The organism is Salipiger thiooxidans (assembly GCF_900102075.1).
Lineage (GTDB): Bacteria > Pseudomonadota > Alphaproteobacteria > Rhodobacterales > Rhodobacteraceae > Salipiger > Salipiger thiooxidans.
On the sequence record NZ_FNAV01000001.1, the window covers coordinates 186140 to 206363 of the forward strand.

The window sequence follows — 20224 nt, forward strand, 5'->3', positions numbered from 1 at the left end:
GGATCAGACCTTCACCACGGCCTTGCGGCCGAAGAGCCCCTGCGGGCGGATGAACAGCACCGCGACGATGACCACGTAGGCGGTGATCTCGATCAGCGCGCTGTCGATGTAGGCGCCGGCGTATTGCTCGGCGAGGCCCAGCAGCACACCGCCAAGCACCGCCCCGCCCAGCGAGCCGAAGCCGCCCAGCGTCATGGCCGCGAAGCCCTTGATCAGGAACGATGCGCCCAGATCCGGGTGCAGGAGCGAGACCGGCGCCACGAGGATGCCGCCGAGCGCCCCGAGTGCCGCGCCGATGCCCCAGGAGAAATCGTTGAAGCGGTCGACGTTGAGCCCGATGAGGCGCGCGCCGCGCGGGCTTTGGTAGACCGCCTGCACCATCTTGCCGAGGTCGGTCATGGCCATCAGGCCGAAGAACAGCAAGAGCAGCACCAGCACGGTGCCGATGATGAAGACCGCGTCGCCGGTGATCACGAGTTCGCCCACGAAGATCGGGTCCATGTCGAAGACCGGCGGCATCGGCAGCACCTCGCGGCCCCAAACCATGCGCGCCAGCCCGCGCAGCACGTAGCCCGCCGCGATGCACATGAGCGCGAGCCCGATGTGCGGCCCGCCGAGGATCGGCCGGATCAGGCCTCGGTTGAACATCACCCCCAGCACGAACATCGCGATCATCGCCAGCGCCGCCGCGGGCAGGAAGGCCACCCCCGCCAGCACCACCAGCACGTAGGACAGGAAGGCGCCTGCCATGACGAAGTCGCCGTGGCCGAAATTCACCACCGTGGTCGAGCGGTAGACCACCGTCAGCGACAGCGCGATGAGCGCGTAGATCATGCCCTGGGAGAGACCTCCCAAAGTCAGCTGCATCAGCATGTTGTCTGCTCCTTGGAACACCCCGGAAAAGACCGGGCGCGAACGGCGCCGCGCCCGGCAGTCGGGGGGAGTGATCAGTAGGGCTGGCCCCAGGCCTTCAGGACGGTCGGTTCGCCGTCGACGAAGCCCGCCACGGCCGAGCCCTTGACGCCCTGGTGGTCCTCGGGGGTCCAGGTGATCGGGTCCGAGAGGATGCCGGTGTCGAAGTCGCGCACCTCTTCCAGCGCCGCCATCAGCTTGGAGCGGGTGAGGTCAGGCCCCACGGCCTCGAGCGCGGCGACCAGCGCCTCGGCCGAGCCGATCGAGACGAAGGAGAAGGTCGAGAGCTCTTCATCCGGGTTGTACTTGTGGATCATGTCGCCCCACGGCTTCATCAGCGGGCCGTCGAGATTGTCCACGTAGGAGTGGATCACGTAGTAGTTCTTGACCGTGTCGAAATCGCCGGTGCGCTTGAGCGTGTTCTCGAGGTCGGTGCCCGCGGTGCCCATGACCGGGACGTCGCCCATGCCGTATTTCTTCAGGTCCCGCAGGAAGATCGCCGTCTCGGCCTCGTAGAGCGCCGCGATGATGAAGTCGGGTTTCTCCTGCCGCAGCTTCAGCACCTGCGCGGTGGCGTCGGTCTGGCCGCGTTCCATGATCAGCTCAAGCGAGGGCGTGACGCCGTTCTCCTCGAGATACTCCCGCGCGGGGTTCGAGTAGCTGTGCGCCCAGTCGTTCGAGTGCTCGATGATGGCGACGTTGCCGGTGTCGGGCTTCGAGAGCACGAAGGCCGCCATGGCCCGGCCGTTGGCGCGGCCGGTGGGCACGCCGTGGAAGATGTTCTTCGCCAGCGGGTCCGAGATCGAGTCGCTCACCGCGTGGGCGACGATCCACGGCAGGCCCGCGTCCTCGATGGTGGGCCGCAGCGCCACGGCCACGCCCGAGCAGGAGTTGCCCTGCAGCATGAACACCTTGTCCTGCGAGATCAGCTTCTTGGCGGCGGCGAGCCCCTTGGCGCTGTCGCAGGCGGTGTCTTCCTGCACCGCCACGAGCTTGCGTCCGTGCACCCCGCCCTCTTCGTTGATCTTGTCGTAATAGGCCATCATGCCCACCAGCGCCTTGCTGTAGGACGAGGCGTTGCCCGAGAACGGGCCCATCACGCCGATGGTGATCGCGTCGTCGGAAAGACCCTCGGTCTCCCACTCTGCGTCCTGCGCGAATGCCGGCACCGCCGCGACGGCGAGGGTGGCAAGCAGGGTTGCGACTCTTTTCATGTTGTTCTCCTGTTGGATGTCGGTTCCGAGCGCGGCTTGCTGCCGCTTTTGATTGGGGCCGGAGCCCATGTAGAAACCGGATGGACTGTTTGTTTCTTTCGTCAGCCCTCTTGAGAGACCGGTTTGACGTGCACCGCGAGGATCGCCTTCAGCGCTTGCAGCATGTCGATGAAATAGCCTTCGTCGCGCCGCAGGACGGCCTGCACGGCCATGCCCCGGAACACGTTCATCACGAGATTCAGCGCCGAGCGCGCCGAGACCCGCTCGGGCGCCACCGCCACGAAGCTGTGTGCCCATGTCGCCTCGAGCCGCTCGTGCAGCGTCAGGATCAGCGGCGCGAGCCGGCCGCGCAATTCCGCGTCGCCGCGGGCCGCGACGATGATCTCGAGCGAGGAATAGAACCAGTCGCCCTTGAGGACCTCGGTCCAGAGCGCGTCGAAGAAGCCGTCATAGGTCAGCACGCCGCTGCGCAGGTCCGCTGACAGCGCCTCGAGACCGGCGGCGAAGTTCTCGAACATCTCCTCGGTGGCGGCGACGATCAGGTCCATCTTGCCCGGGTAGTGGTGCGTCTGCGCCCCGCGCGAGACTCCTGCCCGCTTGGCGATCCCCGCGGTGCTGGTGTTGGCGTAGCCCACCTCCATCAGCGAGCGCACGGTGGCCGCGAGCAGCAGCTTGCGGGTCTCGGCGCTACGTTGATCCTGGGTTCTGCGCTTCTTGACGGTCATGATCGCTCCAAACTTACAAACAGGTCAGTTTGTTTTTATGATTCTGTCAAGCTTCGTCCAAGCCTTTTTCCGCCCGCCCCCGGATTCGCCCGACCTCTGCCTTTTTTGGCAGCAGACCGGTCCATCGCGGCGCCCGGACGGCCGCCACCCGGAACACTCTGGCGATCTTTCACCGGGCAGGCCTGAAGTTACCCCCAATTGGTCCCGGACTTGACGCATAGACAACGATTACCATAGGTTGAATATGATGATGCCCGGACAACGCAGCCGATGAGGATCGCAGGAGTCTTAAGAGATTTTTAACACTCACGTCACAGAACAGTCGCACCCGACACCGCGCACCGGTTGGCGCGGACCCACGTAACGATCGTCTCTGGACCGCAGTTAAGAAAGACGGAAGCCTTGACGCCTGCGCCAGACCTCCAGCATGACCATCGGGACGGCAGCCCAGCGGCGCAGGATCTCGAACGCCAGATCGAGGGCGTTCTTTCGGTTCTACTGTCACCTCACATCACCGGGGCGCAGTTCATCCCGATCCTGCCGAAGGGGCTCCCTCACCTGTGCCCCATCGCCGTCGGACGGCAGGAGGCGGACAAGATCGCGACGCTGTGCTGGTCGCTGCGCCTGCCAGAGGTTCCCGAGTGGCAAGCGGCGCTGGCCGCCAGGCCCTCGCACACCCGCCCCGACTTCATCGAGACCGGGCCGAACGGCAATTTCACCGCCTCGCTGGTGACCTCCAAGACCGGCGCCCGCTATGGCATCCTCGCGCTGAAATTCGCCCCCGGCGCCAAGCAGTGCGACATTCACCTCGAATACGGCACGCGCGCCGGGCTGCTGATCGGGCAGTCGATCCAGCAATGGCTCGAGTTGCGCATCCTCGAGCTCGAGCTTGCCGACGAGATCCGCCGCATGTCGCAGCTGGCCGAGCTCGACGGGCTGACCCGTATCCTCAACCACCACGCCTTCAAGCTGAAATGCGCAGAGCGGATCGGCAAGGCCGAGCAGCCCTTCGCGATGATGATGATCGACGTCGACAACTTCAAATCGGTGAACGACGTCTACGGCCACCAGTTCGGCGACAGCTACCTGCGCGAGGTGGCGCTGGCGATCGTCCGGGCGCTGCCCAACGCCGCCGTTGTCGGCCGCATCGGCGGCGACGAATTCGCGGCGCTGGTGCCGATCCCCAACCAGCAGCCCGAGCCCTATCTCGACCGCCTCATGCTGGGGTGCGCCTGCGACGTGCAGCGCGCCGCGGCCCGGCTCGGCAAGCCCAACCTCGGGCATGTGAGCATCGGCTGCGCGCTCAAGTCCAGCGTCTGCCCGGATGTCGAGAAACTGCTGCAGGGGGCGGATGCGGCGCTCTATGCCAACAAGAGCTCGGGCAAGTACTCGGGGGCGATCTTCGACCCCGACAGCCACGAGAACTTCAGCGCCATGCTGATCCGCCCGCGCTTTCTCAAGGCGCTGCACAACAACGAGCTGCGGCCGTTCTTCCAGCCGGTCATCGACCTTGCCACCGACCGCATCTGCGGGTTCGAGGTGCTGGTGCGCTGGATCGACCCGCAGCGCGGCGTGCTGGCGCCCGAGGAGTTTGCCTCGATCCTCGCCGCGCCGGAGCTGGCCGAGAAGCTCACACGCCTGCTCTTCGAGGACGCGCTGCAGCAGTTCGCCCGCCGCCCCGGCTACCAGAGCGAGACACTCGCGCTGAACCTCGGGACGGTGGATCTCATCAAGCAGGAATTCGTCTTCGACCTGCAGTCGCAACTCAACCGCTACGCCGTGCAATGGCGCCAGATCGTGATCGAGGTGACCGAGAACACCATGCTCGGCGCCATCAACGGTCCGGTGTTCCAGAACCTGACCGAGATGCGCAGCCGCGGCGCCAAGGTCGCGCTCGACGATTTCGGTACCGGCTACGGCGGGCTTGCCCACCTGCGCAACTGGCCGGTGGACATCATCAAGCTCGACCGCAGCTATGTCGATGGCATCACCCGCGGCCCGCGCGACGCGATCTTCGCACGCGCCCTGATCGAGATCGCCAGCACCCTGGGCCTCGAGGTGATCGCCGAGGGCATCGAGGACATCGAGACCGCCAACACCCTGCGCGAGCTCGGCTGCCAGATGGCGCAGGGCTACTTCTACTCCCCCGCCGCCCCGCTCGAGGAATTCTGAGCCGCCACCCCCGTGTGGATCGCGTTGGCCAGCACCGGCAGCCGCACCGGCTTGCGGACCACCACGAAATCCGCGGTCTCACGACGGGTGCTGCCGAGCCCGGTGATCAGCGGCACCGGCAGCGCGGGATAGCGCCGGGCCGCCGTCCGTGCGAGGTCGATGCCGTCCACAGGTCCCGACCAGGGCTTTGACCGGATCGGCGAGGTCCCTGAGCTTGGTCGACTTGCGCACCCGCCGTTGCGCCAGCTGCAGCCCGTTGACAAAAAGCGGCGAGTTCACGATCTCGGCCCGCCCGGTGATGATCACGACGGGGAGTGCATCCCTGCGGTCGCGGATCCGGTGCAGCGGGCTGATGGCCCCGCCGTTGTCCATCACGACATCGAGGGAGACGAAATCGAAGGCGCCGTCCTCGGCGATGAGAAGTTCCAGCGCTTCGTCAGCGCTCCGCGCGGTCATGACCTCGTGCCCGATGGCCGTCATGCCGTTGCTGAACGCTTCGCTGTATTCGAAATCGTCATCGGCGATCAGAAGTCGCGCCAGTCACGATCATCCGATAGTTGTGACAGCCACACCATGTGTTACGTTTCCTGTTACGACAAGATGTCAACGGGATGGTGGTATGTCCGACTTCGAAGACGATCGCGGTGGCGACGAGGCAACCGAGCGCATTCCGATCGTCGCAATCGGAACGTCGGCGGGCGGGCTCAACCCGCTGGAGGCGTTTTTCACCAATGCGCCCGACAGTCTCGGCTGGTGCTACATCATCATCCAGCACCTGTCGCCGGACTACCGCCCGGTCATGGACGAGTTGCTGGCGCGCACGACCCATCTCAAGATCCGCCATATCGAGGACGGGCTGCCGATCACGCCCGACACCATCTACCTCAACCGCCCCAACACCGGCTCGGTGGTCGAGGCCGACGTCTTCCGCACCTTCACCTATGGCAAGGCCGACCAGGTCCCGCACCTGCCCATCGACAGCATGTTGGCCTCGCTGGCCTCGCGCGGGGGCGAGAAGACCGCCGCGGTGATCCTCTCGGGCTCGGGCAGCGACGGCTCGAACGGGGCACAGATCCTGCACGCCTCGGGCGGCGCGCTGCTGGTGCAGACCCCGCAGGAGGCCGACTTCCCGTCGATGCCGCGCGCCATCCTGTCGCTGGGCATCCACGACCGCATCGCCGACGCGGCGGACATCCCCAACGCGATTCGCGACATCTTCACCACCGGCCAGCGCACCGCGCCGCACATTGGCACCGGGCTCGACCAATCGCTGAACCAGTCGATCCTCGAGCTTCTGGAAAAGCAGCACGACCTCGACTTCGGCTCCTACAAGGAGACCAACCTCCAGCGCCGCATCACCCACCGCCAGCATCTGCGGGGGATCGACGACCCGTCGCAATACCTCGAGCTGCTGCGCAATTCAGCGGAAGCGGTGGACGAGCTCTACCAGGACCTGCTGATCGGCGTGACCGAATTCTACCGCGACCCCGAGGCCATCTCGATCCTGCGCGACGAGGTCATCCGGCCGATGATCGAGAGCTCGCAGTCCGACGAGCCGCTGCGAATCTGGGTGGCGGGCTGCGCCAGCGGCGAAGAGGCCTATACCATCGGCATCGAGATGACCGAGGCGCTGCAGGCGGCCGGCGACCTGCGCGGCTTCCGCATCATCGCGACCGACGTGCACCGCCATTCGATCGACTTCGCCTCGGCCGGCGCCTACTCGGCGGACGCGGTGCATAAGATCCCCGAGCCGCTGCGGCGGAAGTATTTCGACCGGCGCGCCAACGTCTACACGGTCGTGCCCTCGCTGCGGCAGAAGATCATCTTCTCGGTGCATGACGCGCTGAAAGATCCGCCCTTCCTCGACCTCGACCTCGTGTCCTGCCGCAACCTGCTGACCTACCTTCGCGAAGAGGCGCAGGCACGGGTGATCTCGATGTTCCTCTTCGGGCTGAAGAAGCATGGCGTGCTGTTCCTCGGACCGTCCGAGACGCTGGGCCATTTCGGCGAGGAGTTCGACACGATCAACCCGCGCTGGCGGCTGTTCCGCAAGGCCTCGGGCCGGCGCGTCTTCGACCGGACCATGCTGCCGAACCGGCTCAGCCGCCGGGCCACGGGGCGTATGCCGGCCAATGACGACCACGCCCCCGTGCCCCGGTCGCGGATGTCGCCGGTGCTGCGCGAGTTCGCCGACATGCGCGGGCGCGAGGCGCTGTTCCGCTCCTACGACCTGCTGCTCAAGAACTACGCGCCCTCGTCCTTCCTCGTCACCTCCGAGGGCGAGGTGCTGAGCTGGTTCGGCGCCGCCAGCGCCTTTGTCGACACCCGCAGCGACCTCACCGAATGGTCGGTCGAGCACATCCTGCACCGCGACCTGCATTTCGTGATCGACGTGGCGCTCGAAAAGCTGCGTGCCGGCGATTTCGAGGTGTTCTCGCGCCGGGTCGACGTCGACATGGGCAAGGACGTGGCGCAGCCGGTGACCCTGACCTTCGAGCCGCTCGACAAGGTCAACAAGCCGCGCCTCATGCTGATCCGCCTGCGGCTCGAGGCCGAGGCCGACGACGAGCCGCAGGACTACGGCGGCGACGCCGAGGGTACCAACTCGGAAGACGCGATGGTGCTCTCCAAGCGCGTGCACGAGCTGGAACGCGACCTGCGGCTGACCGAGGAGACCCTGCAGCACGTCACCGAGCGACTCGGGGCCAGCGGCGAAGAGCTTCAGGCCTCCAACGCGGAGCTACAGGCCACCAACGAGGAACTGCAGGCATCGAACGAGGAGCTGCACGCGGCGAACAAGGAACTCGTCGCCGTCGGCGCCGAGCACGAGCGCAAGATTCTCGACCTCTCCTCGCTGAACAAGGAGACGGAGCACCTGTTCCAGATCCTCAGGCTCGGCCTGATCGTGGTGAATGACGAAATGCTGGTGAAGCGGTTCAGCGGGCTGGGGGCCCGGCGGTTCTCGCTCGAGCCGCATGACATCAACCGAAAGCTCAGCGTCATCGGCCCGCGCTTCGACTTCATCGACCTGCCCGAGGCGGTGGAGCGGGTGCTGCTCGACCTCGAGCCGATCAGCGCGCACGGATTGTTCGAGAACGAGCCGCTGTCGGTCGAGATCCAGCCGATCATCGAAGAGGGCCGCTCGGGCAAGGCCACGGGCGCCTTCATCATCTTCCGTCCCCACGTTTCCGACCAGGAGGAGGGCAGCCTCTGACGCCTGCCCGGCAACCGCAGCGGGGGCGCGAGCGGGGTCGACGCCTGCCCTTCGCATGCCCGGTGTGACGACGTGCGTCCTGCATCCGCGCCGGACGATCCGCGCGGTGATCTGACACAACTCACCCGAGGGGTGTCTTGCTTTGTCTAAGTGGGAAACTGTGACCCGGATGTGCTGACGCCTCTGCGCCTGCAACCCTCTCCGGGTAAATGGTGCGGTCGAGAAGACTCGAACTTCCACGGGAGTTACCCCACAGCGACCTCAACGCTGCGCGTCTACCAATTCCGCCACGACCGCACTGTCTTGACTTGGTGAAGCGCTCTCTACAAAAGCCCGCCGGGGAAGAAAAGAGGGAAATCACATCCCGCCGAAGATTTTTTCCGCTCGCCCCGAAAAGCGACGCGGCGGCCCCTTGCGACGCCGCCGCGCGATGTCCCGGAAGCTGACCCGGATCAGTCGGCGAGCTTGAACACCGGCACCGCCGAGGCCTGCGTGACCTTGGGTGCATCCTGCCCGGCAAGCCCGCTGTTGCCGCCCAGCATCATCGACGCCTTGCGCAGCAGCCCCGCCCGCTCGGGCTGGCCCGGGCCGAAGACCGGGGTCGCACCGGCGTCGAGCGCCGACAGCGCCTGGTCGTACCAGCTCACCGCGAGGTCCGAGCGCTGGCTGGCGCCGAAACCCTGGCTCAGGTGGTGGCCCAGAAGCTCGGCATAGGGCCCCTTGCCCAGCGCCACGAGCATCAGCGCAGCCCCCATGGCGGTGCCCATGTCGTCGGTCTTGTAGCCCGAGGCGAGGCAGATCTGCGCCGTCTTCTCGAGCTGCGCCGGGGTCATCCCGGTCGACAGCACGAACTGGCCCACGCTTGCCAGCACCTGGTCACGCGGTTGCAGCGAGACCGAGGCCACCTGCTCCTTGAGCAGCGCGCCGAAGGTGCCGCACTGCTCGGCGATCTGCTGCGGCGAGGATTCGGCCACCTGCGACATCAGCGTCTCGCCCGCCGCGATGGCATAGGTGCGGGTCAGGCAGAGCTGCTCGCCCAGCGCCGCCGCCGGGTCGGTGAGCGTGTCGGCAGTGATATAGCCGCCGTTGGTCGAGGTCACGAGGTTCACGCTGTTGCAATGCGAGGCCAGCGAGGCCTCGACCGGGGCCGCGCCGCCGAAGAAGTTCGGCAGGGCGGGCGCCGCGTTCACCGCGGCGGTCGTCGCGGGCACCGCCGGCGTGGCCGAGGGCACCGGCATCGCCGCCATCTGCGGCCCGGGATCGCGCGGGATCGCCTGCGGCACCGGCATCGCGGGGGCTGCGGCGGTGGTGGTGTTGCTGCCGGTCTTGGCGCAGGTGCCGCGCTGGCAGGTGAACATCGCCGGCGTCACGTTGAAGGCCTGGAAGTCGTTGCGCTCGTAGCCGTCGGGGGTCGAGGCGAAGACCCGCACCATGCAGCTCTGGGCGCTGCACCAGAAGGCCGAGCCGGTGACCGAGGTGTCGATGATGTAATCGGTCTGGCCATCACCGTTGATGTCGGAGAGCTGGATGAAGCCGTGGCGCTGCACCAGCTGCTCGGCGGTGGGGTCCGAACTCTTGGCGATCTCGTTCACCGCCGCGGCGACGACGCTCGGCAGCCCGTAGTGCCCGCCGATCGACGAGGTCGCGGTGGTGCCACCGCCGTTCATCTGCTCGTCGCGGTAGGCCACCAGCAGCCCCTTCACCCCGAGCGGGTTCGAGGCGATGAGCTGCGACGTGGCGGGTCCGCCCGCCTGCGCGCGGTGGTAGGAGCCGATCAGGAAGTCGCGCTCGTACTGGGTGAGCTGCCCGGTCGGGGTGTAGCCCATGTGCCCCTGATAGGCCGAAATCGCCGACCGCGACCGGCTGCCCATGACACCGTCGACAGAGCCCGCGTTGAAGCCGAAGTAGTTGAGTGCGGACTGCGTGTCGCGGTTGGTCTGGCGCTCGTAACTGCTGACCGAGCTGCTCTTCGTGGACTTGCTGCTGCTGTAGGTCTTGCGGGAGCTGCTGGCCGGCGCCCGGTAGACGCGCTGGGTCTTGGGTTGGTTGGCGATGGCGCTGCCGATGAAACCGCCGACGAGACCGCCCACGAAGGCGTTGTCGGCAAGGGCGGGAAGCGGGGTAAGGGCGACGCTGGCAGTCAGCAGTCCGGAAACAAGGATGCGTTTCACAGGAAATCTCCTCTGATGAAAAGCAAGCATGTCGCAAATTCTTGGCGGCGCGCCCGCTGGGACAGGTCGTTGCGCATTGAATGCAGTCAGGGTTTGCGGCGATCACGATTCTGTCAACCCTTGATGCCCCTCAGGGAGGCCGGAGGTCTGGAATACCCGCCCTGAATGGCCCTCGCGGCCCCTCGCCACCCCTCGCTGCGCGTGGGATCTTGACGACGGCGGCGCGCGGGCCTAGCCCGCTCGGCATGGTGGAATGGATCACGAGCGACGGCCTGACGGGCTACGAGGACGCGGTTGCCTTCATGGAGGACCGGGCGGCGGCCATCGCACGTGGCGAGGCCGACGAGGCGATCTGGCTGGTCGAGCACCCGCCGCTCTACACCGCCGGCACCTCGGCCCGCCACGAGGACCTCCGCGATCCCGACCGGTTCCCGGTGTTCGAGAGCAAGCGCGGCGGCCAGTTCACCTATCACGGTCCCGGCCAGCGCGTGGTCTACGTGATGCTGGACCTCAACCGCCACGGCCGCGACATCCGCTGCTTCGTGCAGAACCTCGAGAAATGGGTGATCGCGGCGCTGGCCGAGTTCAACGTCACCGGCCACATCCGCGACGGCCGCGTCGGCGTCTGGGTCGAACGCCCCGAGCGCCCGCGCCTGCCCGACGGCAGCATGGCCGAGGACAAGATCGCCGCCATCGGCATCCGCCTGCGCAAATGGGTGAGCTTCCACGGCATCTCGATCAACGTCGAACCCGAGCTCGAGCACTTTTCCGGCATCGTGCCCTGCGGAATCACCGATTTCGGCGTCACCAGCCTTGTCGATCTCGGCCTGCCGGTGACCATGACCGACGTGGACGTCGCCCTGAAGCGCAGCTTCGGCGAGATCTTCGGCGACTGAGCCGCGCGCTCAGCCCAGCCGCTTTGCCATGTAGACCCGGTGCAGGCCGTTGACCTCGGCCCGATGCGTCTCGACATAGCCGCGCCGCAGATAGATCTCGATGTTCTCGACCATGGTGACGTGGGTATAAAGCGTGATGCGGTCATACCCGGCGGCCCGCGCCCGCGCCTCGGCATGGTCCATGAGACGCCGCCCGAAGCCCCTGCCCTGCGCCCATGGCGCCACGGCGACGTTGTCCAGCAGCATGTGCTCGGGCTCGGGCACCAGCACCAGGAGCCCCGCGATGCGACCGTCGGCGCGCAGCACCTCGATCTGCCCCGCCGCCAGCGGCACGGCGTAATCAGTGCGCATCGGGCCGGGCAGCATCTCCATGCGCTCGACGTAATGACCATAGGCGCCGGACACCAGCTCGCCGATCTCGGCCAAGTCGGCGACCCAGCCCGGAGTGATGGCGTCGTCCCTGTCCTGCATGGCCCCTCCCACCGCAAAAGAATGACCGGAGCGGCCTGTTCCGGGGAGAACGCCGCTCCGGTCACCATAGCCTGACACGGGCGGGAGCAACACCGTGCAGGAGCAAACGCTTCCGGTCGGGACAGGAGCGAAGCGTTTGTGACGGGCGCGCGCCGGGATCAGCGCGCGCGGAAGACGTGGGCGAGGATCTCGTCGCGCCGCAGCCCGAGCCGGGCGAGCTCCTCGTCGGTCAGCGCCCGCAGCGAGGCGATGCGCTCTGCAAGCTGGCGCTGGCGACGCGTGAAGGGGGTCTCGAAGATGCGCGCGATCCTGCGCGATACGGAAAAGGACGGCGTCCGGTGGTCGATGCAGGTCATGGGTGGCAGCCCCTCCTGGCGGAAATGTCGAATCTGGAAATGCGGCGCCGGAAATTGGTTCGGCAGATGAGACAATCCTAGCCGACTGCGCCCCGAGTCGCAGGTCAGGAATACCTGACGCAAGGGCAAGCCCGCGGGTCGATTTCCGGCGAACGGGTGGCGACCGTCGCGCGGGACCGCCGCCTTGGGAGGCTCCGCTCCCCTGCGCAAGGTGGTGCGACAATAAAGTTTGATCCAGATCAAACGGCTATATTGCCCGGTCCCTGGAGACATTCTAAAAGGATGATTGGATATGAGGGGCGGATTGCGCGCAGTCGCAGCCGCCGGGACGAGACCAACAGGAGGCAGACGATGGCAGACGCCGCCATTCACGGCCACGAACACGAGGACAACCGGGGGTTCTTCACCCGCTGGTTCATGTCGACGAATCACAAGGACATCGGGATTCTCTACCTGATCACCGCTGCGATCGTTGGCCTCATTTCGGTGTGCTTCACCGTCTACATGCGTCTGGAGCTCATGGAGCCCGGCGTGCAGTACATGTGCATGGAGGGCGCGCGTCTGATACCGACCGCGACCGAGAACTGCACCCCCAACGGCCACCTGTGGAACGTGATGATCACGGGCCACGGCATCCTGATGATGTTCTTCGTGGTCATTCCGGCGCTGTTCGGCGGTTTCGGCAACTACTTCATGCCGCTGCAGATCGGCGCGCCGGACATGGCGTTCCCGCGCCTGAACAACCTCAGCTACTGGCTCTACGCCGCGGGCACCACGCTGGCGGTCTGCTCGGTGTTCTCGCCGGGCGGCAACGGCCAGCTCGGCTCGGGCATCGGCTGGGTGCTCTACCCGCCGCTCTCGACCTCGGAAGCGGGCATGTCGACCGACCTCGCGATCTTCGCGGTGCACGTTTCGGGCGCCTCGTCGATCCTCGGCGCGATCAACATCATCACCACCTTCCTGAACATGCGCGCCCCCGGCATGTCGCTGTTCAAGGTGCCGCTCTTCGCCTGGTCGGTGTTCGTCACCGCGTGGCTAATCCTGCTGTCGCTGCCCGTGCTGGCCGGCGCCATCACCATGCTGCTGACCGACCGCAACTTCGGCACCACCTTCTTCCAGCCCTCCGGCGGCGGTGACCCGATCCTCTACCAGCACATCCTGTGGTTCTTCGGCCACCCGGAAGTTTACATCGTGATCCTGCCCGGCTTCGGCATTGCCAGCCACGTGATCGCCACCTTCTCGCGCAAGCCGGTCTTCGGCTACCTGCCGATGGTCTGGGCGATCATCGCGATCGGCGCGCTCGGCTTCGTCGTGTGGGCGCACCACATGTACACCGTGGGCATGTCGTTGTCCCAGCAGAGCTACTTCATGCTCGCGACCATGGTCATCGCCGTCCCGACCGGGGTGAAGATCTTCTCGTGGATCGCGACGATGTGGGGCGGCTCGATCGAGTTCAAGACGCCGATGCTCTTCGCCATCGGCTTCCTGATCCTCTTCACCATCGGCGGCGTGACCGGCATCGTGCTGAGCCAGGCCGGCGTCGACCGCGCCTATCACGACACCTACTACGTCGTGGCGCACTTCCACTACACGATGTCCATGGGGGCCGCGTTCACCATCTTCGCGGGCTGTTACTTCTACATGCCAAAGATGACCGGCAAGATGTATCCCGAGGCGCTCGGCAAGCTGCACTTCTGGATGTTCTTCATCGGCGTGAACCTGACCTTCTTCCCGCAGCACTTCCTGGGCCGTCAGGGCATGCCGCGCCGCTACATCGACTACCCGGAGGCCTTCGCCACCTGGAACACCCTGTCGAGCTGGGGCGCGCTGCTGTCCTTTGCCTCCTTCCTGCTGTTCTTCGGCATCGTGATCTACACCGTGCGCAAGGGTGCTCCGTGCACCGCGAAGAACCCCTGGAACGAGTACGCGGACACGCTCGAGTGGACCCTGCCCTCGCCGCCGCCGGAGCACACTTTCGAGCAGCTCCCCAAGCGTGAGGACTGGGACAAGCAGCACGCGCACTGAGCGCGGGGCTGACCAGACCAGAGATCAAGGCCCCGGAGCGTTCCGGGGCCTTTTTCGTATCCGGCACCGGATCCCCTGCGCGCCCCGCACGTTCCGTTATCGCCCCTGCACTCCCCTCTACGACCCGCGCAGCGCCGCGGAATCGCTGACCATCAACGGAGCCCCGGATGCCCTATCGCTGGCAGACACCGGCCGCCGGCGAGCCCGGCACCGAGCTGCACCTCTGGCCGCACCAGTCGCTTTCGGCGCGGGGCTTCTCGATCTTCATCCTGAGCTTCTTCCTGCTCGCGCTGATTCCATTCTTCGGCCTCGTCGGCACCGTGCTGCTCTGGGCGCTCCTGCCCTTCATGCTGGCGGCGGTGGGCGGAATCTGGGTGGCGATCCGCTGGAACGCCCGCGACCGGCAGGTGCTCGAGATCCTGACGCTGAGCCCGGAGCGCACCCGGCTGGTGCGGCACAATCCGCGCGGACCGGACCAGTGCTGGGACAGCGACACGTACTGGGTGAGCGTCGTTCTGCACGAGGCCGGGGGCCCCGTCCCCTACTACGTCACGCTCAAGGGCGCCGGACGCGAGGTTGAGATCGGCGCGTTTCTGAGCGAAGACGAGCGCAAGGCACTCTATGCCGAACTTCGCGACCAGGTCCGGCAACTGTCCCGCCCCTGACGCGGCCACAGGAGAGAGACATGGCGCAGGTCCCTGCGACGCCGAAATGGAAACGCGCCCTGCGTCTCGCCGCCGCCGCGGTGTCGCCCGCGCTGGCACGCGGCCTCGCGCCCGCCGCCTCCGAGACCGCCGCGCTCGACCTGCGCGCCGCCACGGGCGGCCCGCGTCGCGCCGCGCAGGAGGTGATCTTCCTCGTCCCCCTCGTCGGCCCGCATCACGTCGGCGACTGGCAGGCGGTGACCGGGCGGCTGGCCCGGACCGTCGAGAGCCTCCGGCGTCAGGAGGGCGCTTGGCGCGCGGTGATCTGCTGTCAGGAGCGACCGCCCCTGCCCGACGATCCTCGGCTGATCTGGCTGCCCTTCACCGATCCCACGCCCGGCAACGACAAGTGGCGCAAGCTCGCGGCGCTCTGCGACCACCTCGCAGAGCTCGGACCCGAGCCCGCCTATGTCATGAGCTTCGACGCCGATGACCTGCTGCGCGACGGCACCGTGGCGGAGATGCTGGCACGGCAGGAGAGCGGCTATCTCGTCGAGTCCGGCTTCGTCATGGATCACGCCACTGGCGGCGTGGCACTTGCCGGGCCGCGCAGCCTGACCATGCCGCTGCGCAAGCCGTTCTGGAAGCTCTGCGGCTCCTGCGCTGCGGTGTTCCACGACCCGGCGCTGCCGCAAAGCGCCGCCTTCCTGCGCGCGATGACCGCCCACGAGCACCGGATGTTCCCTTATCTCGCGCAGCTGGCCGGACGAAGACTGCGCCCGCTGGCACGGCCCTCGGTGCTCTACGTGCTGAACCATGGCGAGAATTTCGGCGCCCGCCGCGGACGTGTCGGGTTCAAGACCCGTTTCGTGCAGCGCTATGCCGTGACGGCGGAAGACTGGGCCCGGGTCGCGCCGGATTTCCCGACGCCCTGACCCGCAGGACCTCCGACCGGAGGGCCGGGCTCAGCCGGCGCTCGACAGGCGGTCCTTGACCTTGGCGCCCACCGCGCCGAAATCCATGCGGCCCTGGTAGCGCGACTTCAGCACGCCCATCACCCGGCCCATGTCGCGGATCGAGCTGGCGCCGACCTCCGCCACCGCGCTATCGAGCGCTGCCTCGATCTCGTTATCGCTGAGCGGCTTCGGCAGGAATTCCTCGATCACCTCGATCTCGGACAGTTCCGCCTCGGCAAGGTCGAGCCGGCCGCCCTCTTCGTAGGTCCGTGCGCTCTCGCGGCGCTGCTTCACCATCTTGGCAAGGATCGCCAGAAGCTCGGGATCGGCGACGCCGCCGTCGATGCCTTCGGCGCGCGCGGCGATGTCGCGATCCTTGAATGCGGCGTTGATCAGCCGGAGCGTCGACAGCCGACTTGTCGCCTTGTCCTTCATTGCCTGCTTGGTCGCAGACGTGATGCGTTCTCGCAATTCCATTGATAGCCATCCCCAGAGCCATTCAGAAACGCTAAGGTATCCAAAGGTCCCGCCGGGCGCAACTCCGCCTGATCCGAGCCAAGGCATTGAAAATGCTAGTTTTCGCATTTCCCAGCAGGCCTTGACCCCAAACTGCGCAGACTTTAGGTATTGCGCGATTTGCCGCCTGCCTGCTGCCAGAGGAGTCGCGCCATGCCCGCAAGCCCCAAACCCACCGCCTGCCTCGCCCTAGCCGACGGCACGCTGTTCTATGGCCAGGGCTTCGGCGCCACCGGCCAGACCGAGGCGGAACTCTGCTTCAACACAGCCATGTCCGGCTATCAGGAAATCATGACCGACCCGTCCTACGCGGGCCAGATCGTGACCTTCACCTTCCCCCACATCGGCAACACCGGCGTGACCCCCGAGGATGACGAAACCGGCGATCCGGTCGCCGCGGGCATGGTCGTGAAGTGGATGCCGACGCAATCCTCGAACTGGCGCGCCGTGCAGGAGCTGTCCGAGTGGCTGGCCTCCCGCGGCCGGATCGCCATCGGGGGCATCGACACCCGCAGACTGACCCGCGCGATCCGCCAGTCCGGCGCCCCGCACGTGGCGCTCGCCCACGATCCCGAGGGCAACTTCGACGTCGAGAAGCTGGTCGCCGCGGCCCGCGCCTTCCCCGGCCTGACCGGGCTCGACCTCGCCAAGGACGTGACCTGCACCCAGTCCTATCGCTGGGACGAGATGCGGTGGGCGTGGCCCGAGGGCTATGCACGGCAGGAAGCGCCCAAGAAGAAGGTCGTCGCCATCGACTACGGCGCCAAGCGCAACATCCTGCGCTGCCTCGCCTCGGCCGGCTGCGACGTGACCGTGCTGCCCGCGACGGCGACCAAGGAAGACATCCTGGCCCACTCGCCTGACGGCGTGTTTCTGTCGAACGGCCCGGGCGACCCTGCAGCCACCGGCGCCTACGCGGTGCCGATGATCAAGGGCATCCTCGACGACACCGACCTGCCGATCTTCGGGATCTGCCTCGGTCACCAGATGCTGGCGCTGGCGCTTGGCGGCAAGACCGTCAAGATGAACCACGGCCATCACGGCGCCAACCACCCGGTGAAGGAAATCGAGAGCGGCAAGGTCGAGATCACCTCGATGAACCACGGTTTCGCAGTCGACGCGCAGAGCCTCCCGGCCGGCGTGATCGAGACTCACGTCTCGCTGTTCGACGGGTCGAACTGCGGGATTCGCATGGCCGACCGCCCGGTGTTTTCGGTCCAGCACCACCCTGAGGCGAGCCCCGGCCCACAGGACAGCTTCTACCTGTTCGAACGCTTCGTGAACGTGATGTAATCGCAGGTGAAATCCGTTTCGCGGGCCTGAAATTAACGTCGCATTTACCAAATCAACCTGAATTGGACTCCTGTCAGAGCGCAGGAGTCAGTCATGTCGAGCCCAAGTCCGGTCTTTCGGACCTCCCGGATAGCCCAGGCGGAACTGCCGCGGGGCCGTCCGTTATGGGCGATCCTGCTCGCCAATGGCACCCTCATGCCGACCGAGGCGGTGCAGGCGCTGGCCGAGGCCGGACGCAGCGGCGCCGCCCTACCCCGGGTGCTGGTGGCCGAGGATCTGGCGACGCCCGAGCAGGTGCTGGAGGCGCAGGCGCTGCACTACGGCGCGATGATCCTTCGGCGCGAGGCGAACCCGCCCGATCCCGCGCTCTCCGATCTTCTGTCCCCCGAGACCTGCCTGCGCCACTCGGTGCTGCCGTGGCTGCGCATCGGCGAGACCATCGTACTGGCCACCGCACAGCCCGACCGGTTCCATTCGGCGCTCGACGCCCTGCCCGAGGGCTGCGGGGCCGTCGCCATGGCGCTCGCCACCGAGGCCGACATCCAGTCCGAGATCGCCACCAGCCATGGCGAGGCGATGGCCCGCCGCGCCGAGACGCAGGTGCCCGCCGACGAGAGCTGCCGCGACATGGACCGGATCACCCCGCTGCGGGCGGTGATCGGCGGCAGCTTCGCGCTTGCCTGTCTCGCGCTGCTGTTCCACGACGCGCGGCTGTTCTTCGCCCTCGCGACACTCGCCGCCGTGGTGACGCTGGTGCTGGCGCAACTGACCCGGCTCGCGGCCCTCGTGGCCGGGCTGCGTTCGCCCCCGCCGCTCGACGACCTGCCGCCACGTCTGCCGACAGTGTCGCTGCTGGTGCCGCTCTTTCGCGAAGAGCGCATTGCCCGTGATCTCGTGCAGCGGCTGTCGCGGCTCGACTACCCACGCGCGGCGCTGGATGTCCTGCTGGTGCTCGAGGCCCGCGACGAGACCACCCGTGCCACGCTCTCGCGCATGATCCTGCCGCCGTGGATGCGGGTGATCGAGGTGCCGGACGGCCCGATCACCACCAAGCCCCGCGCGCTCAACTACGCGCTGCGCTTCGCCCGCGGCGAAATCGTCGGCATCTACGACGCCGAGGATTCGCCCGCCCCGGACCAGCTCCGCCGGGTCGCCGCCCGCTTCGGACGCGCACCGCCGCGCACCGCCTGTCTGCAGGGCATCCTCGATTTCTACAACCCGCGCGCCAACTGGCTCTCGCGCTGCTTCACCATCGAATACGCCACCTGGTTCCGGGTGATGCTGCCCGGCCTCGCAAGGCTGGGCTTCGCAATTCCGCTGGGTGGCACCACCGTCTTCTTCCGCCGCGCCGTGCTCGAGGAGGTCGGCGGCTGGGACGCCCACAACGTCACCGAGGACGCCGATCTCGGCATCCGCCTCGCCCGCCACGGCTATGTCACCGAGCTCTTGCCCGTGGTCACCCGCGAGGAGGCCAACAACCGCGTCTGGCCCTGGGTCCGGCAGCGGTCGCGCTGGCTCAAGGGTTACATGATCACCTGGGCGGTGCACATGCGCGCGCCGCGACGGCTCTGGCGCGAGCTCGGGGCCTGGCGCTTTCTGGGGGTGCAGCTGGTGCTGCTGACCGGCTGCCTGCAGTTCCTGCTCGCCCCGGCGCTCTGGTCGTTCTGGCTGCTGCTCGCCGGCTGGACATCGCAGCTTGCCAGCTGGGGCGCCCCCCACGTCACCCGCGCGCTGCTGCTGGGATTTCTCGTCGCCGAGGCGGTGTCGCTGCTGGTCTCCATCGCCGCCGTCTCGCGCTCGCCGCACAACGGGTTGCTGCTCTGGGTGCCGACGCTGTTCCTGTACTTCCCGCTCGGCACGCTCGCCGCCTACAAGGCCCTGTGGGAGCTCATCGCCCGCCCCTTCTACTGGGACAAGACGGCGCACGGCCACTCGGCGCCCGACCGGCCCGACGCCGACATCCCCGAGGACCTGCCCCGCTAGGCGCCGGGCAGTCGTCGGATGGCCGTCGGTCAGTCCACCTTGCGGCTGTCGAGCTTCAGACGGGTCACGAACGCCACCGAGATATGATCGCGCAGCGCCTTGTAGGCCGCGTCCTCATCACGCCGGGCAATGGCGTCGACGATGGCCTTGTGCTCGGCGAGCGCGATCTCGCCCCGGCCCTGCGCCGCCAGCGAAGTGGTCGCCATCAGCGCCATGGACCGGTGCACGAGGTCGAGCTGCTGCACGAGGAAGCGGTTGTGCGAGGCGAGATGGATCATCTTGTGAAACCGCCGGTTCGCCCGCGACAGCGCCGAAGGGTCGTTCAGCAACGCCCGGTCCTCGGAGACCATCTCGCGCAGCACGGTGATCTCTTCCTCGCTGGCATGGCGCGCCGCAAGCCGGGCGGCGAGCCCCTCGAGCTCGGTGCGCACCACGTAAAGCTCGGCCATCTGGTTGTGATCCAGCGACGCCACGATCAGCGACCGGCCGTCACGGGTCAGCAGCGACTGGGTCTCGAGCCGCTGCAGCGCCTCGCGGATCGGCGTGCGCGAGACCCCGAACCGCTCGGCCAGCTCGCTCTCGACCAGACGGTCGCCGGGGCGGTAGACGCCGGTGTCGATCGCCTCGAGGATCAGCGTGTAGGCGTCCTTGTTGGACGTCCGGATCTGGTTCATTG

17 protein-coding genes and 1 tRNA gene are annotated in these 20224 nt (G+C 67.1%); 8 read left to right on the top strand and 10 right to left on the bottom strand.

The annotated features are described in order from the left end of the window. Window positions 1–3: 3 nt before the first annotated feature. From BLQ77_RS00895 to BLQ77_RS00905, 3 genes are all read right to left on the bottom strand, one after another. Window positions 4–873, bottom strand: a complete 870-nt coding sequence (locus BLQ77_RS00895) for a branched-chain amino acid ABC transporter permease (RefSeq protein ID WP_089954313.1) — start codon at window positions 871–873, stop codon at window positions 4–6. A 74-nt stretch (window positions 874–947) separates the two neighbouring features. Beyond that, complete coding sequence (locus tag BLQ77_RS00900; RefSeq protein WP_008884539.1) at window positions 948–2126, bottom strand: ABC transporter substrate-binding protein; 1179 nt, start codon at window positions 2124–2126, stop codon at window positions 948–950. A gap of 101 nt (window positions 2127–2227) precedes the next feature. Next, on the bottom strand, window positions 2228–2851 hold the full coding sequence (locus BLQ77_RS00905) for a TetR/AcrR family transcriptional regulator (RefSeq protein WP_008883772.1): 624 nt from the start codon (window positions 2849–2851) through the stop codon (window positions 2228–2230). Window positions 2852–3253: 402 nt separating this feature from the next. On the opposite strand from BLQ77_RS00905, the gene BLQ77_RS00910 reads away from it, so the two are divergent. Beyond that, complete coding sequence (locus BLQ77_RS00910; protein WP_089954316.1) at window positions 3254–5023, top strand: putative bifunctional diguanylate cyclase/phosphodiesterase; 1770 nt, start codon at window positions 3254–3256, stop codon at window positions 5021–5023. 78 nt (window positions 5024–5101) lie between these two features. Here BLQ77_RS00910 and BLQ77_RS00915 read toward each other — a convergent pair whose 3' ends face one another. Further along, entirely contained in the window at window positions 5102–5563 is a 462-nt protein-coding gene (locus BLQ77_RS00915) for a response regulator (RefSeq protein ID WP_089954319.1), read from the bottom strand. 79 nt (window positions 5564–5642) lie between these two features. On the opposite strand from BLQ77_RS00915, the gene BLQ77_RS00920 reads away from it, so the two are divergent. After that, on the top strand, window positions 5643–8237 hold the full coding sequence (locus tag BLQ77_RS00920; protein ID WP_089954321.1) for a CheR family methyltransferase: 2595 nt from the start codon (window positions 5643–5645) through the stop codon (window positions 8235–8237). 210 nt (window positions 8238–8447) lie between these two features. Here the strand turns inward: BLQ77_RS00920 and BLQ77_RS00925 are convergent. Together BLQ77_RS00925 and BLQ77_RS00930 are read right to left on the bottom strand one after the other, a co-directional pair. Continuing rightward, window positions 8448–8534, bottom strand: a tRNA-Leu gene (locus BLQ77_RS00925). A 155-nt stretch (window positions 8535–8689) separates the two neighbouring features. Beyond that, a complete protein-coding gene (locus BLQ77_RS00930) occupies window positions 8690–10408 on the bottom strand; it encodes a peptidoglycan-binding domain-containing protein (RefSeq protein ID WP_089954323.1) in 1719 nt (572 codons plus the stop codon). Between the two features lie 245 nt (window positions 10409–10653). Between BLQ77_RS00930 and lipB the strand changes: the two genes are divergently transcribed. After that, window positions 10654–11304 (top strand): lipoyl(octanoyl) transferase LipB, encoded by a 651-nt coding sequence (gene lipB, locus BLQ77_RS00935; RefSeq protein WP_089954325.1) that lies wholly within the window; start codon window positions 10654–10656, stop codon window positions 11302–11304. Between the two features lie 9 nt (window positions 11305–11313). On the opposite strand, the gene BLQ77_RS00940 is transcribed toward lipB, so the two are convergent. After that, on the bottom strand, window positions 11314–11775 hold the full coding sequence (locus tag BLQ77_RS00940) for a GNAT family N-acetyltransferase (protein ID WP_089954328.1): 462 nt from the start codon (window positions 11773–11775) through the stop codon (window positions 11314–11316). 158 nt (window positions 11776–11933) lie between these two features. Beyond that, on the bottom strand, window positions 11934–12131 hold the full coding sequence (locus tag BLQ77_RS00945; protein ID WP_089954331.1) for a hypothetical protein: 198 nt from the start codon (window positions 12129–12131) through the stop codon (window positions 11934–11936). A gap of 351 nt (window positions 12132–12482) precedes the next feature. Between BLQ77_RS00945 and ctaD the strand changes: the two genes are divergently transcribed. The 3 genes from ctaD to BLQ77_RS00960 all read left to right on the top strand — a co-directional run bounded on the left by ctaD (window position 12483) and on the right by BLQ77_RS00960 (window position 15735). Next, the gene (gene ctaD, locus BLQ77_RS00950; RefSeq protein WP_008885275.1) at window positions 12483–14156 is read left to right on the top strand and encodes a cytochrome c oxidase subunit I; all 1674 of its coding nucleotides are present in this window, start codon (window positions 12483–12485) and stop codon (window positions 14154–14156) included. A 167-nt stretch (window positions 14157–14323) separates the two neighbouring features. Next, window positions 14324–14821, top strand: coding sequence for a DUF2244 domain-containing protein (locus BLQ77_RS00955; protein ID WP_089954333.1), 498 nt, complete (start codon window positions 14324–14326; stop codon window positions 14819–14821). Window positions 14822–14841: 20 nt separating this feature from the next. After that, complete coding sequence (locus BLQ77_RS00960) at window positions 14842–15735, top strand: hypothetical protein (protein ID WP_089954337.1); 894 nt, start codon at window positions 14842–14844, stop codon at window positions 15733–15735. 30 nt (window positions 15736–15765) lie between these two features. Here BLQ77_RS00960 and BLQ77_RS00965 read toward each other — a convergent pair whose 3' ends face one another. Beyond that, window positions 15766–16233: a GatB/YqeY domain-containing protein gene (locus BLQ77_RS00965; RefSeq protein WP_008885169.1), complete on the bottom strand. Its 468-nt coding sequence runs from the start codon at window positions 16231–16233 to the stop codon at window positions 15766–15768. Window positions 16234–16425: 192 nt separating this feature from the next. Between BLQ77_RS00965 and carA the strand changes: the two genes are divergently transcribed. Both carA and BLQ77_RS00975 read left to right on the top strand, forming a co-directional pair. Then, complete coding sequence (carA, locus tag BLQ77_RS00970) at window positions 16426–17565, top strand: glutamine-hydrolyzing carbamoyl-phosphate synthase small subunit (RefSeq protein WP_089954340.1); 1140 nt, start codon at window positions 16426–16428, stop codon at window positions 17563–17565. 195 nt (window positions 17566–17760) lie between these two features. Continuing rightward, a complete protein-coding gene (locus tag BLQ77_RS00975) occupies window positions 17761–19548 on the top strand; it encodes a glycosyltransferase family 2 protein (protein ID WP_089954341.1) in 1788 nt (595 codons plus the stop codon). Between the two features lie 29 nt (window positions 19549–19577). Here the strand turns inward: BLQ77_RS00975 and BLQ77_RS00980 are convergent, their stop codons facing one another. After that, entirely contained in the window at window positions 19578–20222 is a 645-nt protein-coding gene (locus tag BLQ77_RS00980; RefSeq protein ID WP_008886109.1) for a GntR family transcriptional regulator, read from the bottom strand. Window positions 20223–20224: the final 2 nt, after the last annotated feature.